We start from the raw sequence: 19271 nt of genomic DNA, 5'->3' as shown, positions 1-19271 counted from the left end.
GTATAGTGAATTACATAGTGTGTATTAGGGAGTGAAAGGTGATTATTCGGGAGTGAATGGATTTTTTCATTTTATTTCATTAATGGCAAAAAACATATAAAGTTTTCACCATCTACAGAAATATGAAGCGGATTTTCTCTAAAATACTCATAAACCTGATTCAAATAGTCAATTCCGAATTTCTCTCCCTGCACTCCTTCCGTTTTGGGCTGATATGTATTCTTTACCGTGATCCCTTTCCCTTCTACTTCAATTGTAATTTTCAAGGGTTGATCTATCGTTGCAACATTATGTTTTATAGCGTTTTCTGTCACAATCTGTAGGGATAAATAAGGGATTCTTTTTTTTAAACTTTCAGGATCTTTTATAATGAGCTGGAAATTCAGTTCTTCATCAAACCTGCTTTTTAGAAGCTCCATATATTTCTGAATGAAATCAATTTCCTTGGAAACGGGTACGATATTCTCTTTTGGCGGAACAATCAGATACCTGTAGATCTTGGAAAGGTTCATGGTAAATTTCTGAGCGTTCTCCTTATTAATTCCAATCAGCATATATAAAGAGTTCAAAGAATTGAACAGGAAATGCGGATTGATATTATTCTTAAGCTGCTGCAGCTGATTAATCACTTCTGCTTTATGCATTTTTTCATTCTCTACCAGCAACAGGTTTTTTTCAGACTGTATCTTTTCTTTCTCCCTGTACGCCATGCTTGTAGACCGTTGGAACAGGATAAAAACAGTAACAATCATAAATAAGGCCGCCAGAAATATGTAAACTGTATAGGTTTTTACTTTATTTATATTTTCATCTGTAATAAAGTTGACATAATTAACCACTGCATATCCATCAAAATTATCTGTTTTCAAAGGCTTGATAAAGCGTGTGACTTCCATCGCCAAATATTCTGAGTTGGCAAGCCCTTCTGTATATCCTGATTTCACCTTACTACACAAAGTATCTTTTGCTTTGATATCGGTGAAACTGAAAACATTCTTTCCAATGTATTTTTTTTCAGGATGGGTAATACAAATTCCTTCCTTGGTGAAAACATAAGCATAGGTATTCGAGCTTTTATCTACATTGGTAAAATATTGATGAAGATCATCCAGGCTTACAGTAGAACCATAATACAGCACATTTTTTTCAGGTAATACGAGAGAATCATAACTCACCCAGAACATACTGTCTTTACGGCTTATTAAAAGGTCTTTAAAGTGACCGGAACCCGTATTTTTTATAGCAATAGATCCTTTTTCATCATTTCTCTCTTTGAAAACACCAGACAGAGGATTATTACTTTCGTATTTTCCTGTTTTATTATTGTCGTAATAATACCAACTGTAGGTTAGCAGGTTTCTTTTTTTATTTAAATCATTTAAAACCAAAGAATAACCTCTATAGTTTTTCAATCCGTCTTTTTGAATCAATTCACGAAGCAGATACTGATAATCTTCAATATTCCTAAATTCACTTTCCACAGATTCATACTTCCTGAAGAACGTTTTTTTCGCAAAGTCTTCATTATTTTTACGGTTATCTTCGGCAATTAAGTGACTTAAAACAGCAAAGGCCACTACTGCAATCAGGCAGGTGGACAAAGCGGCAACGTAAATAGATTTTTGGGATAAGGCGTGTTTAAAGCTAATATTCAATTTCTTCTGCATCTTTATTTCCACAAAAAAAAACTGCAATACCTGAAGTAAAGCCTATATTTTCACGATCTCTTTTGTGGATAATTTATTCGTTTGCAAAGATATAACAAAGATCTCAGGACCATTTAGTGAATTAAAATTATCTTAAAATTCACTCTGAATATCACTTATTTCCGATCAAAAATTCAGAATAAAATTACTTTCTTTCTAAAAAACAAAAACTGCCGCACACACAACAGTTTTAAAACATTCAGGGTTTCAGGACTTTCTACAGGTTTTTTAATAATTCTTCAGCATTCAGAATGGTTGCAAACTCTTCATTCAAATTGGCTAATGCCATGAGATGAACCAGTTCCGCTTCATATTTTTCGCCATGTATTCCAATTCTGTCAAAAGCTGCTGTAGCATCCGAAATAACATAGGTTTCATATCCAAAGTTTCCTGCCATTCTTGCAGTTGTAGAGACACAATGATTGGTTGTAATTCCTACAATTACCACAGTATTTATTTTCTGAGCATCTAATTTTTCTTTCAGATCTGTTCCTATAAAAGCACTGTTTACATTTTTGGTGATAATACATTCATCATGCTGAGGTAAGACGTTCTTATTAAATTCAAATCCCGGATCCGATTTATGCAATTTAGACTGCGGATTGGTAGAGCTATGCCGAATATGAAATATGGGTAAATTCAGTTCCCGCCATTTTTCCAGTATTTTTCCGCTTATTTTTTCAGCATCTTTATTATTTCTATTTCCACCCCAATAGTCTTCATCAAGAAATCCTTTTTGAATATCTATAAGAATTAAAGCTGGTTTTTTATCTCGTAATTTCATGTGTTTTATTTTTATTTGAATAGTTTACTCATCAAAAACTTTTTGTATTCATCAGTCAAAGGGCAATCAAAAAGATCGAAAACATGCACTGCTCCGGGAACCACCCATAACTCAGTGGCAACGCCTGCCTGATATAAAAGCTGAGAGAATTCAATACCTTCATCTCTTAAAGGATCAAGCTCACAGGCTACGATGGTAGTTTGGGGCAATGCAGAAAAATTACGATAATGAGTCAGATCTGAATAAGTAAAACTTTTACCCATATTCTCTTTGCCCAAAAAATGCTGCCATGCTATTTCAGCATATTTCCTGCTCCATAATGGTGAATCTGTAAACTCCCGCATAGAAGGAGTATTCAATCCGTTATGAATAACCGGATATAATAAAAACTGATGTTTTATATTATCAATATCCTGGTCTGCTGCCATCTGAGTAACTGCTGCCGCCAAATGCCCACCGGCACTCGCTCCGGAAACAGTAAGGTTTTCAGGATCTATTCCCAATTGAACTTCACCATTATCAATCACCCATTTTAAAGCATCAAAACCATCCAACACAGGTATAGGAAAGCGGTGTTGAGGAGATAATCTGTAATCTACCGATATAATGGTTGCCTGCAATCCGTCTGCTATTTCAAACATTTGAATATCCACCTGCTCTGGCAAACCAAAAACATAACCACCACCATGAAAATAAATCAAAGTTTTATTCCTGTTGAATTTTTCCGGCTGATAAATATGTAATCGTATTTTCTCGCCATCCATTGAACTCGGAATGAAAGTGTCTTTCACTTTAATATGATCCGGCCGTGTAACAGGATTAGCTTTTGTAAATTCTATCCTTTCCTTCTGGATTACTTCAGGAGCATTAAAAAATATATTTTCATCGAGTTCCAACGAATAGAGAATACTTTCAATACTTTCTCTAAGCTCTTTATTAATTCTATTTAAATCCATAACATTACCATATAAAAAATCTATAATAAAAGGCTATCAAATCAGGCTATACATCCTATATTTCATCTTTTATTTGTAAATTTAAATCATCAATGCTGTACAGTACAAGTGTACAAAAGATTGTATGGAGCGAACAAAAATGTTAGTATGAGTATTAAAGAATCATCCACCAATAATGAGAATAAAAAAACAATGGAATCCTGTTGTTCCGAAATATATGCTGTCAACCTGATTAGTGGACGATGGATTCTTTCCATCTGCTACCAACTCAAACGAGAAAGATTGAGATTTTTTGAACTGAAAAACAGAATTCCCAACATTTCTGAAAGAATGCTGACACTACAACTAAAAAAAATGGAACATGAAAATCTTGTTATAAAAACAGTTTATGCTGAGGTTCCGCCCAGGGTGGAATATGAATTATCCGAAATAGGAAAAAAATTACTTCCAGTGCTCAGCCAGCTTGAAGTTTGGGGGATGGAGCATAAAGAATCTAAGAAAAAGAATTCATGATTTTTACTGTAATAGAAAAGTGAAGAAACTAACTTCACCCTGCTTTAAAAAATCACGAACCAAAGATGTAAGTCTTAAAATTAGTTAATATCAACATTCAAATTCCGATTCCATCCTTTATATTTTGAAAATTATTTATCTTCGCTTCAAATCTTATTTGAAAATGAAGAAGATCATCTCCGGGATATCTATTGTTTGCTCTATTGTCATCTCTGCTCAAGAGACTATACAGTTTCAGGAACTACCATTTAAAGAAATTATAGCAAAAGCCAAAAAAGAAAAGAAATTGGTTTTTATTGATGCGTATGCTTCCTGGTGTGGGCCATGCAAAATGATGGAAAAAAATGTTTTTCCTCAGAAATCCGTGAGAGAATATTTCAATACCAACTTCATTAATGCAAGATTCGACATGGAAAAAGGAGAAGGAAGAGACCTTGCTGCCAAATTTGGAGTTCGATCTTACCCTACTTATCTTTTCCTGAACGGTGAAGGCGAGCTTGTTTCCAGAAATACTGGTTATATGGAAGAAAGTATGTTTGTAGCAATGGCTCAGGACATCAATTCGCAAGGGAATAAAAAAGGTTCTCTTAAAGAAAGATTTGCCAGCGGAGAAAAAGATCCGGAATTCCTGATCAATATTATGAAGCTTAACTCTGATACAGATTACGAGTTTGCAAAAAAAGCCTCTGAAAGATATTTTGAAAATAAAAAATCTTCTGATCCTCTTTCAAAAGAAGAAATAGGTTATATGTTATTTTTTCTGAAATCTGCTGAAGATTCCAATTATAAAGCCTTTACTTCCAGAAAAGCAGAGATCATCAAATACCTTCCTGAAGAGACATATAATGAATTTGATGGCCAAATAAAGCTATCAAAAATCGTAGAACAGTCCATTGATGATAAAAACAAAAAAATCAATGATGACTATTTTATGAAAATGGCCGAACCATTGGTAGGGAAACAAACAGCAACGACTAAACTGAATCAGACCAAGCTTAACTATTACGAACAAAATGCCAATTTCCCGGAATATGAAAAAGCAGCTTTGGATTACTACAAAAATCCGGATGGATTTAATCCTGATGAGCTTTTAAGAGCTGCATGGGTATTTGTAGATCATGTACAAACACCATCATCACTAAAGAAAGCAACCGAATGGGCGGAAAAGTCTGTAATGAGAGGAGAAACATCAGAAAACACCTACATCTTAGCTAAGCTTTATTTCTTAACAGGAAATAAGGATATGGCCAAAAACTATGCTGAGATGTCTAAAAACATGGCCGTTCAGGCTAACAGAGATTCCAAATTAGCAGAAGAATTATTAAAACAAATAAAATAAACACTTGATGAAATACAGAGTATTAATGGGTGCTTTAGCATTTCTGAGCATAGGTTCACTAAAGGCTCAGGAACAGGAACAAAGCGATGAAAAAAGTTTATATGTAAAGGGTAATGCTCTTTTTTTACCAATAGGTATTTTCAATTTGGGTATAGAAAAACAAATTAGTCCTAAATATACCCTACAGGGAGATGTTTTTATCTCACCTTGGAAATCATTTGCAGGACATGAATTGCAGTTTTATTCTGTTTCTGCTGAAGGGAGATATTATTTCAAAGAAGCATTTAAGCATTGGTATATAGGAGCCAATATTGCTTTTGCAGCTTACAATGCTCAAAAATGGAACTATTGGAATGATAATATCACTCAAAAAGATGACGGAGAATACCTTATGAATTCTAATCTTTATCAAAAAGGCTACTCTGTGATGCTGGGTATTACCGGCGGATATCAGTTTCAGTTGTCCGACCGTTGGAATCTTGACCTTTATGCTACCATAGGAACTTCTCAAAGTTTTTATAAAGGATATGACAGAACAACCGGAAGACGTTATGACGATGCAGAGAAATTTAACAAAAGTGGGGAAATCATCCCTTACAGAGGAGGTGTAATGATCTCTTACAAATTTAAATAATACAATGAAGCCATTCGGAAAAAATCATATTATCATTTCAGTGATCACTTTTTTGATCCTTTTTTTAATGAACTACCTTGGAAATGATCTTCCAGATAAATTACAAAGAGCTTTATTAACTGCCTTTGCAGGAGTGGTAGGCTTAACGATTGGGCTATTTATACTCAATAAGGGCAAGAACGATAAAACACCGCCTCAAAATTTTGATTAAAAAGCTGGAACTTGGAAGCACAAGGCTGGAAGTTACTTTAAGTCGTATTACTGCAAATGGTATTTAAAAAGAATAAATGTCATTCTTTATGACCTTGATAACTTCCAGTTTCCATCTTCAAACCTCCTGTCTATCCTCATTAATCTTCGTATACCACATATCGGTTTCTGATCTTTTCAAACTCTTCCAGATCCTTTTTCCATGAAGCTTTAATTTCCGGAATTGATTTCCCGGCAATAATCTGTTTTCTGAATTCATCGGTTCCGGAAAGCGTATCAAACCACAAATTTTTTAAAAAGAAATCCAACTGAGGGTTTTTATAGTTTTGATAAGCTTTGATTACCCATTCAAGGTTCAGCTCTCTTAAATCCTTAGGATAGCTGGAAAGATCTTCGCCATAACACAATTTTCCATTTAGGAATGGATCTTTAGCACCATAACTTGGCTTAGGAGTAAACTTGTAGGGAAGATTTTCAGTCCATGGTGAACCGTAAATCTGAAAAGGTTGTTCTGTACCTCTTCCCACAGAAACCTGAGTTCCTTCAAAGAAGCATAAACTTGGATATAAATTGATTGCTTTATCGTTGGGCAGGTTTGGTGACGGCTTATCCAACATCGCATAGCGCTGTTTTTTGTGATAGTTCTTCATCTGGATTAGGGTATATTTTGCCTGAACTCCATTTTTCAGCCACTTTTCTCCATTCACCATTTTTCCGTACTCACCAATAGTTAGTCCGTATACCACTGGAACTTCGTGCATTCCCACAAAACTTGTCCATTTTTTTCTTAAAACAGGTCCATCTGTATAGCCATCATGTGGATTGGGACGATCCAGAACCATTACTTCAACATTATTTTCAGCACCCGCTTCCATCAGATAAGTTAAAGTAGAAATATATGTATAGAACCTCACGCCCACATCCTGAATATCAAAAACCACAAGATCAATTCCTGCCAATTGTTCAGGCTTCGGTTTTTTATTATTGGCATATAGGGAAACAATTGGAATTCCAGTCTTCACATCCACTCCGTTTTTTACTTTGGCTCCCGCATCAGCATCTCCTCTGAAACCATGTTCAGGTGCAAAAATAGCTTTGATCTTTACTCCGTTTTTCACTAAAAAATCCACCAAATGGGTTCTGTCGCTCATCAAACCTGTCTGGTTCGTTACTACTCCAATGGTTTTATCCTTTAATAAGGGTAAATAAAGCTCGGGCTGATCTGCCCCGGTTTTAAAATCCGGTTGAACTTGAGTTTGAGAATAATATTGGTTGAATACTCCTAAAAAAATTAGGCAAATCAGAAGTAAATTTTTAATTTTGAAATCTAAATTCATAAGCTTGAAGTTTCCTTTATATTTCTCTAGAAAAATAGCATTTTCCAAAGATAACAAAAATAACCTTTCCCGGGTTATCATCTTCATTGGCAGGCTTTCTGTAGCACTGGGAATCATTGTTTCTCTGATTACCGTAGCCACCGGATTCGGTTCCAAAAAAGCTATTAAAGAGAGACTCGCAGATTTCAGCGGCCATATTACGGTACGGTCTACCCGATCTAATTCTTCTTATAATACCTCGGTTTTAGATAATCAGGGATTAAATATTGCCAAGATTAAGGAACTTCCGGATGTAGAAAGTATCCAAAAATATGTAACCGTTACCGGAATTATGCGTAATGAGCATAATTTTGCAGGAATTATATTTAAAGGAATCGGAAAGGACTTCGACAGCGTAAGGTTTAAAAAATTTCTGATCGCCGGAACTACCCCTAAGGTAACAGAAGTTGGCTTCAACAATGATGTGGCTGTTTCACAAAAAATTGCCAATGATCTTCATCTTAAAGTCAATGACAGTATAGTTACGGTCTTCTTAAAGGCCGATCAGAAACCCCTTTATCGTAAGTTCAAAATTATTGGGATTTATAGAACAGACATTAAACTCATTGATGAACAGTTTGTGATTGGTGGAATTAATCATGCAAGAAAGATTCAGGATATGAAACCTGATGAGATTGGAGGCATTGATATTTTCCTGAAAAACGTTAATGATATTGACAAGGATTTCCCAGACATTGAAAAACTGATCGGTTATAAAAACTATGCTGAAAAAGCTACTGAAAAATTCCCACAAATTACAGACTGGATCAGTATCTTCGACACCAATATCGCTCTTATCATCATCATTATGCTAATAGTAGTGGTCATCAATATTATTATGGTTCTTCTTATCCTTATTATTGAAAGAACCAATTCCATTGGTTTGCTTAAGACCTTAGGAGCAAGTAATGCACAGATCAGGGCTACCTTTATCAATTATACCCTTATCATTATGATTCCGGGACTTTTATATGGAAATGCCATCGGATTGGGATTAATTCTTATTCAAAAATTCTTTGGGGTTATTAAACTTAATCCAGAAAATTATTACGTAAGCACGGTTCCGGTAGACCTTAACCCTATTGCTATTGTTTCCATTTCATTAGGAATTTTGGCTATATCTGCTCTTGCCTTAATTATTCCGAGTTATCTAATTAGTAAGATTTCTCCGGTGAAGGCCATTAAGTACAATTAACGTTATTATTGGATTTAAAAAATTAAGCTTTTAATCATTTGTTTTGAGCTGCAATCACACATGATCTCAATATGGATAATTTTAAAAGCATTATCTTTGCACCGCATATAAAACATTTATGAAATACGCAAAAAATATCCTTGAAACTATAGGAAACACACCATTGGTAAAACTTAACAATGTATTGGGTGAAGATTTTCCAGCATTAGTTTTAGCAAAAGTTGAGACATTCAACCCTGGGAATTCTGTAAAGGACAGAATGGCTCTTAAAATGATCGAAGATGCCGAAAAAGATGGCAGATTAAAACCTGGAGGGACTATCATTGAAGGAACTTCCGGAAATACAGGAATGGGATTGGCATTAGCTGCTATCATCAAAGGCTACAAATGTATCTTTGTAACCAATTCCAAGCAATCTAAAGAAAAGTGTGACATTCTTCGCGCTGTAGGTGCTGAAGTAATTGTTTGCCCTACTGATGTAAAACCTACTGATCCGCGTTCTTATTATTCAGTATCTAAAAGACTGGCTAAGGAAACAGAAAACGGATGGTATGTAAACCAATATGACAATTTATCTAACAGAACAGCTCACTATGAGTCTACAGCACCTGAGATCTGGGAACAGACGGAAGGAAAACTGACTCACTTTGTAGCAGGAGCAGGAACAGGAGGTACCATTACAGGATGTGGAACATTCTTCAAGGAAAAAAATAAAGATATTAAAGTAATTGGGGTTGATACCTATGGATCTATTCTTAAAGAATTCCACGAAACCGGAGAGTTACATTACGATCACGCTTATACTTATATCACTGAGGGAATTGGTGAAGACATCATTCCTGAAAACTATGATATGTCTGTTATCGATCACTTTGAGAAAGTAACGGATAAAGACGGGGCGATCTATGCAAGGAAACTGGCTAAAGAGGAAGGTATTTTCTGCGGATATTCGGCTGGAAGTGCTATCGCCTCATTGGTTCAGATGAAAGATCAGTTCACTAAAGATGATATTATCGTAGTATTACTTCACGACCACGGGTCAAGATATGTAGGAAAGATCTACAATGATGAATGGATGAAAGAAATGGGCTGGCTGGAATAAGCGAGAAGACAACATTATAAAATAAAAAATCAGAGCGTTTGCTCTGATTTTTTTATGACTGGATTTTATCTTTTAAAATGGTCTTCAGCAAAGAATAATCCCTTTCGCTCATTGACTTTCGGGGAAACATATAGCTGTATTTCCCTTCAACAGAAATGAAATCATGATTACTGTCAAAAAACTGAAAGTCTTTCCATTCACTGGTTTCTTTTTCCCCATCGATATTGACTGTAAAAAAGTTCTGTTCAATTCTTATTTCGTAGATCTTACATTTTTCTAAAGTGTTCAGGTAATAATTAACCTGTTTTTTCCATCTTGAAACTTTATTAACGCTTACAGATAAGAAAACAGCACAAAGTAAAAGTATAAAACTCAAAAAGTATAAAATTCCCTGGCTTTCTTTACTCAAACTGCCTTTTAACAGAAATGCAATCAATAAAATAACCGCTGCAGCAATAGTTGTTATGGTTTTGCTTTTTGTAGTAGGAGAAAAAAGCAGACTGCCCTGATTTCCGCTAAAATAAATATCTTCAAAAATTTTTCTCTCAGGTTTTAATGTAATCACTTTTTCTTCACTCATAATACATGGTTGCTTTAAAAAGCTACAAAACTAAGCTAAATATCTTCATATTGGTCACTGATTGCTGAAAGTTTGTTCATAAGCTCTCTGTTTCTTCGTTTTAAAGCCTCCAGTTTTTTCAGCATATTATGAATAACTTCTAAGCCCGGAAGATTAACTTCAAGATCATAATACCAATTGGCAAATTTTTCCAGATCCGGCAGGTCTTCATACATCAGATAATGAATATCATCTTCAACATGAATAGTCAGCAGACCATAATCTACAAGCTCATCAAAAAAGGTGATTTCTATATTGTATATTCTTACGAGTTCTTCTCGTGATATTCTTTCACTCATCGCCTAGGAATTTTTAAGTTGTTCAAAAAGTTCTTTCTGCTTATCGGTAAGGTTGGTAGGCAGTTTCACTTCATAGGTTACAAAAAGATCGCCATGCTCTCCTTCTTTCTTATAGACAGGAAAACCTTTTCCTTTCAGCCTTACAGTCATTCCGCTTTGGGTTTCCGGCTTTACTTTAAGGTTAACACTTCCATCAAGCGTATTTACCTTTACGTCTCCTCCTAAAACTGCGGTATACAAATCAATAGTAACCTTGGATTTAAGATCATCCCCTACTCTTTCAAAATCAGGATCTACAGGAATATTGAACATGATATAGAGATCCCCGTTTGGACCGCCATTCACTCCCGGATTTCCATGACCTTTTAATTTTATTTTCTGCCCATCATAGACTCCGGCAGGAATCGTAATTCTTACTTTTTTGCCATTGATTTCAAAAGTTTGTTGATGAGTTACGGCAGCATCTCTCAGATTCAGGGTTAATTCTGCCTGTACATCCTGCCCTTTGAACTTTCCTGAAGCTCTTCCTCTTGTACTTTTTCCAAAGCCTCCTGCTCCTGCTCCACCAAACATATTTTGGAAGAAATCTGAAAAGTCTTCGCCCTCACCAAAGTTTGCACCAGAATAACCATCATTGTAATTCTGCTGTTGATATTGTCTTTGCTGCTGTTGAGCTTTTTCATATTCCTCACCATGCTTCCAATTTTCTCCATACTTATCGTACTTTGTACGGTTTTCAGGATTACTGAGAACTTCATTGGCTTCGTTCAGCTCTTTGAATTTTTTTTCTGATTCTTTATCATCAGGATTAAGGTCCGGATGCAGCTTTCTGGCCAATTTCCGGTAAGCCTTTTTGATATCATCCTGGGTTGCGCTTTTATCTACGCCTAAAATTTTATAGTAATCTATATAAGCCATAGAAACGATGTTTACTCAAATTTATGAAATTAATCTCTGAAATCCCATAAAATAATAACAAACAAAATATAATCTTCAGTAGGAAATCGGCCTTTAAAATAACAATTGAATTTCTTTAAAATAAAAAAGAGATGAATTACTTCATCCCTTTTTTATTTTAAATTTATTAAACATTACCTATGAATAATATTGTCAATTACACCGTCTTTATCATTACGGTAGTCTGCTAAAGCGTAAGTATTTGTCGATCCATATTTACCTGTATAATATTTGCCGAATGTTCCGTTAGTTAAAAATCCGTATTTATATTCCCAATAAGCAGATTTCACACTACCGTCTGCTTTTGGTGTCCCCAGAAGCAACACACCCGCAGCATGTGGTGACGCCATAGAAGTTCCACTAATGGTATTGTAACCACCATTCAACCATGTTGATTTTACTTGATAGCCGGGAGCTGCATAATCCACACAAGTTCCATAATTAGAAAAATAAGCCCAGTAATCGCCTTGGGCTATAGCAGAAATCGTATAAATATTAGCATGATTAACAGCTGCTGGCGAATAATAATTAGCATCGTCATAGGAATTCCCTGCCGCTATTGCTGTTTTAATCCCTTTTTCAGCAACTTTTAACACGGCCTGATCGGTAGTAGAAAGTCTAAGTCTTCCGTTTGCAGGGCCTAAACTCATATTCACTACATCATTTACTGAAGCATTGGCATATACATAATCCAAAGCAGAAACAGTCCATGAAAAGTCACCAAATCCATCATTTTTTAAAACCTTTAATGCAACAACTTTTGCTCCAGCTGCTACACCTACCACTCCAATGTTATTATTAAGAGCTGCAATAGTTCCTGCAACATGCGTCCCATGCCCGTTTCCATCATCAGGATTATTATCTCCTGCAAAAGAAACACTTCTCTGTGTATCTACATTAAGATCTGGATGATCTAAATCTATACCTGAATCAATAACCCAGGCTGTTTTTCCTGTCCCGTCGCCTGCCCCACCAATTCTGGTAATTCCCCAAGGCGTTTCTTGCGAAGAAGCAGCTTGTGTAACAGCTCTGGTTGACGTCCCTAAAGAAACTTGATAATCTTGTTCAACACTTTTGATTCTAGAATCTTTTTTAAGTGCTTGAACCTCTGCATCTGTAAGGTTTTTAGCTACAAAACCTTCCAAAGCATAGCCGAAAGCATTAGAAATTTTTTGATTATCAATACCTAGTTTCAAACCATCACTATTTTTTAATTTATCTAATAGTACTCCTGTTTGTCTTAAATAGCTCTCTCTGCTATTATTCGTCTCTTTAGAAACAGCAAGTCCATTTTTTTCCAAAACACCATCATTTAAAACAACAACATATTGTCCGGGAATAGGCTTAGCATCACCAGAAGCTGCATCATCAGAATTCACAGCAGCATTTGCATCAGGATTAGATTCAGGAGTATCACTAAGTCTGTCAGAGTTACAGCTTACAGTGATTACTGCAGCAAGCAACAATAGCGAAATTTTGTTTTTTCTTTTCATAATTTACAATATTTTTTTTAATTTGTGTTTTGTAAAAATATTATAAATATTCGAAATAAAAAAGAATTAATCAAAGTTTTTTGAAATAAATTAATAAAAACTAATAATATTAACATATAAATTGAATATTAGATAATTTAAATATTTTCATTAATTTCGATTTTTAAAGAAAAAAATTTTATAATTAATAATATTAACTATCCAATTTTATAGAAATAGATAAAAATCATTCAACAGGAAAATTCAGGTTAAGTTCTAGTATATACATTAAAAATAAACTTATCTTTGATAAAAAGCACTCTATGAACGAGGTACTGAAAAACTACTCCGGAATCATATTTTTACTTCTGGGAATCACTATTGGAAGCATTATAGGTATTGTTGCTCCGGGTTTTGTAGAATACATTAAACCTTTGGGAGATATTTTCCTAAATCTTCTTTTTGTAAGTGTTGTACCTCTGGTATTCTTTGCAGTATCCAACTCTATTGCTTCTCTGGAACAGCAATCTAAATTCGGAAAGATTATTCTTATTATGGCGTTTACCTTTCTGTTTTTTATTCTGACCGCTGCTATTTTCACCATCTGTGCAGTTTATCTGTTTCCGGTTTCCGGGGTTTCCGGAAGTTCTGATATGATTACAGAAACCGCCAATGAAGACAGCTGGGGAAATAGAATTGTAAGCTTCTTTACCGTGGGAGAATTCACTGCTTTGTTTTCCAGACAGAATATGTTGGCACTTCTTATTTTTGCTTTTATGACAGGTTTTGCAGCCAGAAAAACGGGCGAAGTAGGAAAGCCTTTCAGGATTTTTATAGCCTCAGGATATGAAGTAATGAAGGAACTTCTTCTATTAGTAATGAAGTTGGCGCCTATTGGTTTGGGAGCTTATTTCGCCTATCAGGTTGCTACATTAGGACCACAACTTTTTGGTTTTTATGCTAAACCTTTAGGGTTGTATTATATTGCCGGAATTATTTATTTTCTCGTTTTCTTTTCCCTTTATGCATTTATGGCAAGTGGCCAGAAGGGTGTTAAAAGTTTTTGGACCAATGCCATCTACCCTACTCTTACAGCTATAAGTACCTGCAGCAGCTTTGCAACTATGCCTGCTAATTTACAGGCCGCTTCTAAGATCGGAATCCCGAATTCCATTTCCAATTTGGTAATTCCTATTGGGACAACGCTGCATAAGAATGGATCTTCCATGTCTTCAATTATCAAAATTTATGTGGCTTTTTTAATCATTGGAAAAGACTTTTTTGACCCTGCCAACTTGCTTTTAGCCTTGGGAATTACAGTATTTGTGAGTATTGTAGCGGGTGGAATTCCTAATGGCGGATATATTGGGGAAATGCTCATGATCTCGGTGTATAAATTACCTCAGGAAGCTATTCCGGCAGTAATGATTATTGGAACTTTGGTAGATCCTTTGGCTACAGTTTTAAATTCTGTGGGAGATATTGTCGCCGCGATGTTTGTCAACCGGTTTGTTAAGGATTGACGATTGAAATAAATGCTGGTATACATGAAATTCTTCTTTCGTCAAAATGACAACAGATGTGAAATGATCCCCCACTTTTAAATTTCATTCACTGCGTTGTACGGGCTCGAGATTTCCATATTCTTCGGGAGTAAAAAGTCTATACTGCACTTTGAATGTCTTTCCTAGAGGAGTTTCTAAAGAGAAACCTCCGGGTCCGAAACCATCCGTTACATCAAGGGTGAAATGGGAGTATTTCCAGTACTCAAAAAGATCGCGGTCTATCCAGAATTCATGTCCGTTGATGGTACCGATCATAGCATCATTCATTCTTGGGAAAAAGCCTCCTTTTTCGAAGCATTGCGGTTGTGTCCCTTCGCAGCATCCTCCTGCCTGATAAAACATCAGTGCACCATATTTTTCTTCAAGCTCACGGATGACTTCAAGGGCTTTTTCTGTTGCGGAAAGTCTTGCTGTTTTTGTTTTCATCTCTATTATTTTAGCCTCATAAAAACCTATTTTTATAAAAGATCCCGGTAAAATATTTTTTAACCGGGATCAATAACATCATTATTTAATTTGAGCCTGCAATATCCAATACTATTCTGCCATCAATCTGGCCTTTTTTCATTTTATCAAAAACGTCATTAATATCTTCTAATTTCGCAGAGGTTACTGTAGCTTTTACAAGACCTTCATTAGCAAAATCCAATGCTTCCTGCAAATCTTTTCTGGTTCCTACGATAGATCCTCTTACCGTAATTCGTTTTAAAACAGTTTCAAAAATTGGAAGTTCAAATGATCCGGGAGGCAGCCCGTTAAGAGCAATTGTTCCTTTTCTTCTTAAGACATCTATTCCCTGCTTAAAAGCTATGGGTGAGACAGCAGTAATTAACGCACCATGCATTCCTCCTACCTCTTTATGCAGATATTCACCTGGATCTGTATTTTTTGCATTAACTACCAGATCTGCGCCTAATTTTTTGGCCAAATCAAGCTTGTCATCTGCAACATCAATGGCAGCAACATGCATGCCCATTGCTTTTGCATATTGAACTGCTACATGGCCCAGACCTCCTATCCCTGAAATAGCAACCCATTCACCGGGTTTGGTTTCAGTTTCTTTTAGTCCTTTATACACTGTTACTCCGGCACATAATATAGGAGCAATTTCAAGAAAATTCACATCAGATTTTAGATGCCCTACATATCTCGAATCTGCTATTACATATTCTGCAAATCCACCGTCTACACTATATCCTCCATTTTTCTGAGCTTCACAAAGTGTTTCCCATCCTGTAATGCAGTAATCACAACAACCACAGGCACTGTAAAGCCATGGAACTCCTACTGCATCTCCTTCTTTTACAAAAGCTTCAGGCCCGCATGCAACTACAATACCAACACCTTCATGCCCCGGAATAAGCGGCATTTTGGGCTTGGCAGGCCAATCTCCATCTACAGCATGTAAATCTGTGTGGCAAACACCACAGGCAATCACCTTTACAAGCACTTCATATCTTCCGGGTTCTCTTACGGGAACTTCTTCTATTTTCAGGGGCTGTCCGTAGCCTTGAACTACTGCAGCTTTCATCGTTTTTGGGATCATATTTTATTTTTTGAAAGAGTTTTTATCAGGGTTATTTTGAGTCATTATCCAGTTGTCATTTAAAGAAATTCATATTTTTTCAGTTTAAAAAGCAGGCAAGAACGCTATACTTCATGCGTGAGGGATAGTATGGGCGGCGAGGCACGAGCCGGTGCGGAATGCAATGAAGCACCGAAACGAAGTGAAGCCCTGCATAGCCCGACCGTTTGCCTTGGGAAAAGCCAAGGCAATCGGGCACGTCCTACATAATATTAAAAGAAACCTAACTTATTTTTATTATAGGAGATCAGCATATTTTTGGTCTGGCGATAATGGTCCAGCATCATTTTATGATTCTCCCTTCCGATTCCAGATTGTTTATATCCTCCAAAAGGAGCTCCTGCAGGATATGAATGATATTGATTCACCCAAACTCTTCCTGCTTCAATCTGACGCGGAATATTGTACAATTGATGAGCATCTCTTGTCCATACTCCTGCTCCCAGACCATAAATAGTATCATTGGCAATTTTTACGGCCTCTTCTTCATCCTTAAAGGTAGTGAAGGCCAATACAGGACCGAATATCTCTTCCTGGAAGATTCGCATTTTATTATTTCCTTTGAAGACCGTAGGCTGGATATAGAATCCATCTTCCAGATCTTCTCCAAGATGATTCACATCTCCTCCTACCAACACTTCAGCACCTTCATCTACCCCAAGTTGGATATAGGAAAGTATCTTTTCTTTTTGAATTTTTGAAGCCTGAGCTCCCATCATAACAGTTTTATCCAGCGGATTTCCTACTTTGATTGCTTTTACCCTTTCAATTACTCTTTCGATGAAAGCATCTGCTATTCCTTCCTGAACCAATAATCTTGACGGGCATGTGCAAATCTCTCCCTGATTTAGTGCAAAAAGAACAGCACCTTCAATAGCTTTATCCAAGAATTCATCATCCGCATCCATCACGGAGTTGAAGAAAACATTAGGTGATTTTCCACCTAACTCCAACGTTACAGGGATAATATTTTCGGTAGCATACTGCATTACCATACGTCCTGTAGCTGTAGATCCTGTGAAAGCTGCCTTAGATACTTTAGGGTTAGTTACCAGAGCTCTTCCCAGTTCTGCTCCAAAACCATTCACAATATTCACTACCCCTGCAGGTAACAGGTCTCCAATTAACTCCATTAAGATCATGATAGAAACCGGAGTGCTTTCTGCAGGTTTTAAAACAACACAGTTTCCGGCAGCTATTGCCGGAGCAAGCTTCCAGGTTGCCATAAGAATCGGAAAGTTCCACGGAATGATCTGTGCTATTACTCCCAAAGGTTCATGAACGATCAAGGAAACGGTATCTTTATCCAGTTCATTGTGTGATCCTTCTTCTGCGCGGATCACGGATGCAAAATACCTGAAATGATCAATAGCCAGCGGAATATCTGCAGCTAATGTTTCTCTGACCGCTTTACCGTTATCAATGGTTTCCACAGTAGCCAGGTATTCTAAATTCTGTTCTATTCTGTCTGCAATTTTATTAAGAATAATACTTCTATCTGTAGCTGAGGTATTTTTCCAGGTCTGGAATGCTTTATCTGCAGCATCTACGGCAAGTTCCAGATCTTCTTTGGATGAATGAGCTACCTGGGTAAAATTCTTACCGTCAACTGGTGATACTACATCAAAATACTGTCCTTTAACGGGGGGAGTAAATTTTCCGTCAATATAGTTATCATATCTGCTTTTGAACTCGGGACGCTGTAAAAGCGTGATTGATTTTGGTTCTGTAAGAGTGCTCATATTAGTATGTTTTAATTTTTCTATACAGCCAAATTACACGGATGTGTAAAAAACCTATAGCACAATCGTATAAAAAAAGTGCAGAATAGTACAGAAGTCTAATTTTAGTATTTTATTAACAGCAACGTTGAGTCAAATTTTCTATATTTGAGTTACCAGTTTTATAAAAATATTTAGAAATGAATAACAATAGTAATATTTTATTAAATACTCCTGAATTACGCAAAGAAAACCAGCTATTGAGTCTTGTTGAAAACCAGACGAAATTCAACCTAAACAATTGTGAATTCAGTATCTACGAAACGCATAAAGCTGCTTTCGGAGTGAAACTTCATTTTGAAAATATTGCATTTACAGCCATGCTGAGAGGTAAAAAATACATGAAACTGGATAACAAAACTAATTATTTTGATTATTTCCCGGGAGAAAGCATTCTGGTAGCACCCGGTGAAACCATGGTGATTGATTTTCCTGAGGCTGATGAAACTCCTACACAATGTATTTCTTTAAGTCTTAACCCTGATTTTATAGAAAATTCTCTGAATCACTTAAACTATCATCTTCCTAAGGTAGATGAAGCATCCCAATGGAATATTCAGCTGGATGAGTATTTTCTTTTTAACAACCAAGCATTGGCTTCTGCAACCAATAATATTATGAGAATAGCCATGGATGATAATTCCCAAAAGGATATTATGGCTGATTTTGCTCTGAAAGAACTTCTAATACGGCTTATGCAGACACAGGCCAGAAGTATGGTGGAAAGAAATATTGTAAAAAATAAATCAAGAATTGGATTTGCTGTTGATTATATTAAAAGAAACCTGCACCAGAAACTGTCAATAGAAAGTATTGCAAAGCTTGCCTATGTGAGTAAATCGAACTTCTTTAAGATGTTCAAAGATGAATTGGGAACTTCCCCTAATGACTTTATTTTGCAGGAAAGAATCAATAAGGCTAAAGAATTACTGGCTACCCAAAACAGCATTAAAGAAACGGCTTACCAGACGGGATTTTCAGATACCAATTATTTTACCCGGGTTTTTAAACAGCTGGAAGGTATAACACCTAAGAGTTATCAAAACAGGATGATTGTTCGGGAGTAAATCTGAGTAAAGAATTTAACTTATTATACGAGCTACGGGATTCGTGTTCCGGAAACATATAATTACTTCTAAACTCAAATAAAAAAGAGCCCCATTTTCATGGGACTCCTC

At 36.0% G+C, this 19271-nt stretch carries 19 protein-coding genes; 8 read left to right on the top strand and 11 right to left on the bottom strand.

What is annotated here, in order from left to right:
- Positions 1 to 71: 71 nt before the first annotated feature.
- From J2772_RS07635 to J2772_RS07625, 3 genes are all read right to left on the bottom strand, one after another.
- Complete coding sequence (locus J2772_RS07635; protein ID WP_245365176.1) at positions 72 to 1667, bottom strand: histidine kinase; 1596 nt, start codon at positions 1665 to 1667, stop codon at positions 72 to 74.
- Positions 1668 to 1923: 256 nt separating this feature from the next.
- Complete coding sequence (locus J2772_RS07630; protein ID WP_209915309.1) at positions 1924 to 2490, bottom strand: cysteine hydrolase family protein; 567 nt, start codon at positions 2488 to 2490, stop codon at positions 1924 to 1926.
- A gap of 11 nt (positions 2491 to 2501) precedes the next feature.
- On the bottom strand, positions 2502 to 3446 hold the full coding sequence (locus J2772_RS07625; protein WP_209915307.1) for an alpha/beta hydrolase: 945 nt from the start codon (positions 3444 to 3446) through the stop codon (positions 2502 to 2504).
- 147 nt (positions 3447 to 3593) lie between these two features.
- Here J2772_RS07625 and J2772_RS07620 point away from each other — a divergent pair, with 147 nt between their 5' ends.
- The 4 genes from J2772_RS07620 (at position 3594) to J2772_RS07605 (ending at position 6143) form a co-directional block, all read left to right on the top strand.
- Positions 3594 to 3959 carry a winged helix-turn-helix transcriptional regulator gene (locus J2772_RS07620; RefSeq protein WP_209915305.1) on the top strand — a complete coding sequence of 122 codons (366 nt, stop codon included), beginning with the start codon at positions 3594 to 3596 and terminating at the stop codon, positions 3957 to 3959.
- 163 nt (positions 3960 to 4122) lie between these two features.
- A complete protein-coding gene (locus J2772_RS07615; protein ID WP_209915302.1) occupies positions 4123 to 5298 on the top strand; it encodes a thioredoxin family protein in 1176 nt (391 codons plus the stop codon).
- A gap of 7 nt (positions 5299 to 5305) precedes the next feature.
- The gene (locus J2772_RS07610; protein ID WP_209915300.1) at positions 5306 to 5932 is read left to right on the top strand and encodes a DUF3575 domain-containing protein; all 627 of its coding nucleotides are present in this window, start codon (positions 5306 to 5308) and stop codon (positions 5930 to 5932) included.
- Between the two features lie 4 nt (positions 5933 to 5936).
- Complete coding sequence (locus tag J2772_RS07605) at positions 5937 to 6143, top strand: hypothetical protein (RefSeq protein WP_209915298.1); 207 nt, start codon at positions 5937 to 5939, stop codon at positions 6141 to 6143.
- A 139-nt stretch (positions 6144 to 6282) separates the two neighbouring features.
- On the opposite strand, the gene J2772_RS07600 is transcribed toward J2772_RS07605, so the two are convergent.
- Positions 6283 to 7479, bottom strand: coding sequence for an exo-beta-N-acetylmuramidase NamZ domain-containing protein (locus tag J2772_RS07600; protein ID WP_209915286.1), 1197 nt, complete (start codon positions 7477 to 7479; stop codon positions 6283 to 6285).
- Positions 7480 to 7483: 4 nt separating this feature from the next.
- Between J2772_RS07600 and J2772_RS07595 the strand changes: the two genes are divergently transcribed.
- Together J2772_RS07595 and J2772_RS07590 are read left to right on the top strand one after the other, a co-directional pair.
- Positions 7484 to 8713: an ABC transporter permease gene (locus tag J2772_RS07595; RefSeq protein ID WP_209915284.1), complete on the top strand. Its 1230-nt coding sequence runs from the start codon at positions 7484 to 7486 to the stop codon at positions 8711 to 8713.
- A gap of 118 nt (positions 8714 to 8831) precedes the next feature.
- Positions 8832 to 9815, top strand: a complete 984-nt coding sequence (locus J2772_RS07590) for a PLP-dependent cysteine synthase family protein (RefSeq protein ID WP_209915282.1) — start codon at positions 8832 to 8834, stop codon at positions 9813 to 9815.
- A 52-nt stretch (positions 9816 to 9867) separates the two neighbouring features.
- Here J2772_RS07590 and J2772_RS07585 read toward each other — a convergent pair whose 3' ends face one another.
- From J2772_RS07585 to J2772_RS07570, 4 genes are all read right to left on the bottom strand, one after another.
- On the bottom strand, positions 9868 to 10395 hold the full coding sequence (locus J2772_RS07585; RefSeq protein ID WP_209915280.1) for a hypothetical protein: 528 nt from the start codon (positions 10393 to 10395) through the stop codon (positions 9868 to 9870).
- Between the two features lie 35 nt (positions 10396 to 10430).
- A complete protein-coding gene (locus J2772_RS07580; RefSeq protein WP_209915278.1) occupies positions 10431 to 10733 on the bottom strand; it encodes a chaperone modulator CbpM in 303 nt (100 codons plus the stop codon).
- A gap of 3 nt (positions 10734 to 10736) precedes the next feature.
- Positions 10737 to 11651, bottom strand: a complete 915-nt coding sequence (locus J2772_RS07575; protein WP_209915276.1) for a DnaJ C-terminal domain-containing protein — start codon at positions 11649 to 11651, stop codon at positions 10737 to 10739.
- Positions 11652 to 11824: 173 nt separating this feature from the next.
- Positions 11825 to 13183, bottom strand: a complete 1359-nt coding sequence (locus J2772_RS07570) for a S8 family serine peptidase (protein ID WP_209915274.1) — start codon at positions 13181 to 13183, stop codon at positions 11825 to 11827.
- A gap of 302 nt (positions 13184 to 13485) precedes the next feature.
- Between J2772_RS07570 and J2772_RS07565 the strand changes: the two genes are divergently transcribed.
- Entirely contained in the window at positions 13486 to 14685 is a 1200-nt protein-coding gene (locus J2772_RS07565; RefSeq protein ID WP_209915272.1) for a dicarboxylate/amino acid:cation symporter, read from the top strand.
- Between the two features lie 84 nt (positions 14686 to 14769).
- Here the strand turns inward: J2772_RS07565 and J2772_RS07560 are convergent, their stop codons facing one another.
- The 3 genes from J2772_RS07560 to J2772_RS07550 form a co-directional block, all read right to left on the bottom strand.
- Positions 14770 to 15153 carry a DUF779 domain-containing protein gene (locus tag J2772_RS07560; protein WP_209915270.1) on the bottom strand — a complete coding sequence of 128 codons (384 nt, stop codon included), beginning with the start codon at positions 15151 to 15153 and terminating at the stop codon, positions 14770 to 14772.
- A gap of 85 nt (positions 15154 to 15238) precedes the next feature.
- Positions 15239 to 16273 carry an alcohol dehydrogenase AdhP gene (gene adhP, locus J2772_RS07555; RefSeq protein WP_209915268.1) on the bottom strand — a complete coding sequence of 345 codons (1035 nt, stop codon included), beginning with the start codon at positions 16271 to 16273 and terminating at the stop codon, positions 15239 to 15241.
- Positions 16274 to 16524: 251 nt separating this feature from the next.
- Positions 16525 to 18054, bottom strand: a complete 1530-nt coding sequence (locus J2772_RS07550) for an aldehyde dehydrogenase family protein (RefSeq protein ID WP_209915266.1) — start codon at positions 18052 to 18054, stop codon at positions 16525 to 16527.
- 179 nt (positions 18055 to 18233) lie between these two features.
- On the opposite strand from J2772_RS07550, the gene J2772_RS07545 reads away from it, so the two are divergent.
- Complete coding sequence (locus J2772_RS07545; RefSeq protein ID WP_209915264.1) at positions 18234 to 19160, top strand: AraC family transcriptional regulator; 927 nt, start codon at positions 18234 to 18236, stop codon at positions 19158 to 19160.
- Positions 19161 to 19271: the final 111 nt, after the last annotated feature.

This window comes from Chryseobacterium jejuense (assembly GCF_017877355.1).
Taxonomy (GTDB): domain Bacteria; phylum Bacteroidota; class Bacteroidia; order Flavobacteriales; family Weeksellaceae; genus Chryseobacterium; species Chryseobacterium jejuense_A.
This window is presented reverse-complemented; position numbering and strand designations above follow the sequence as displayed.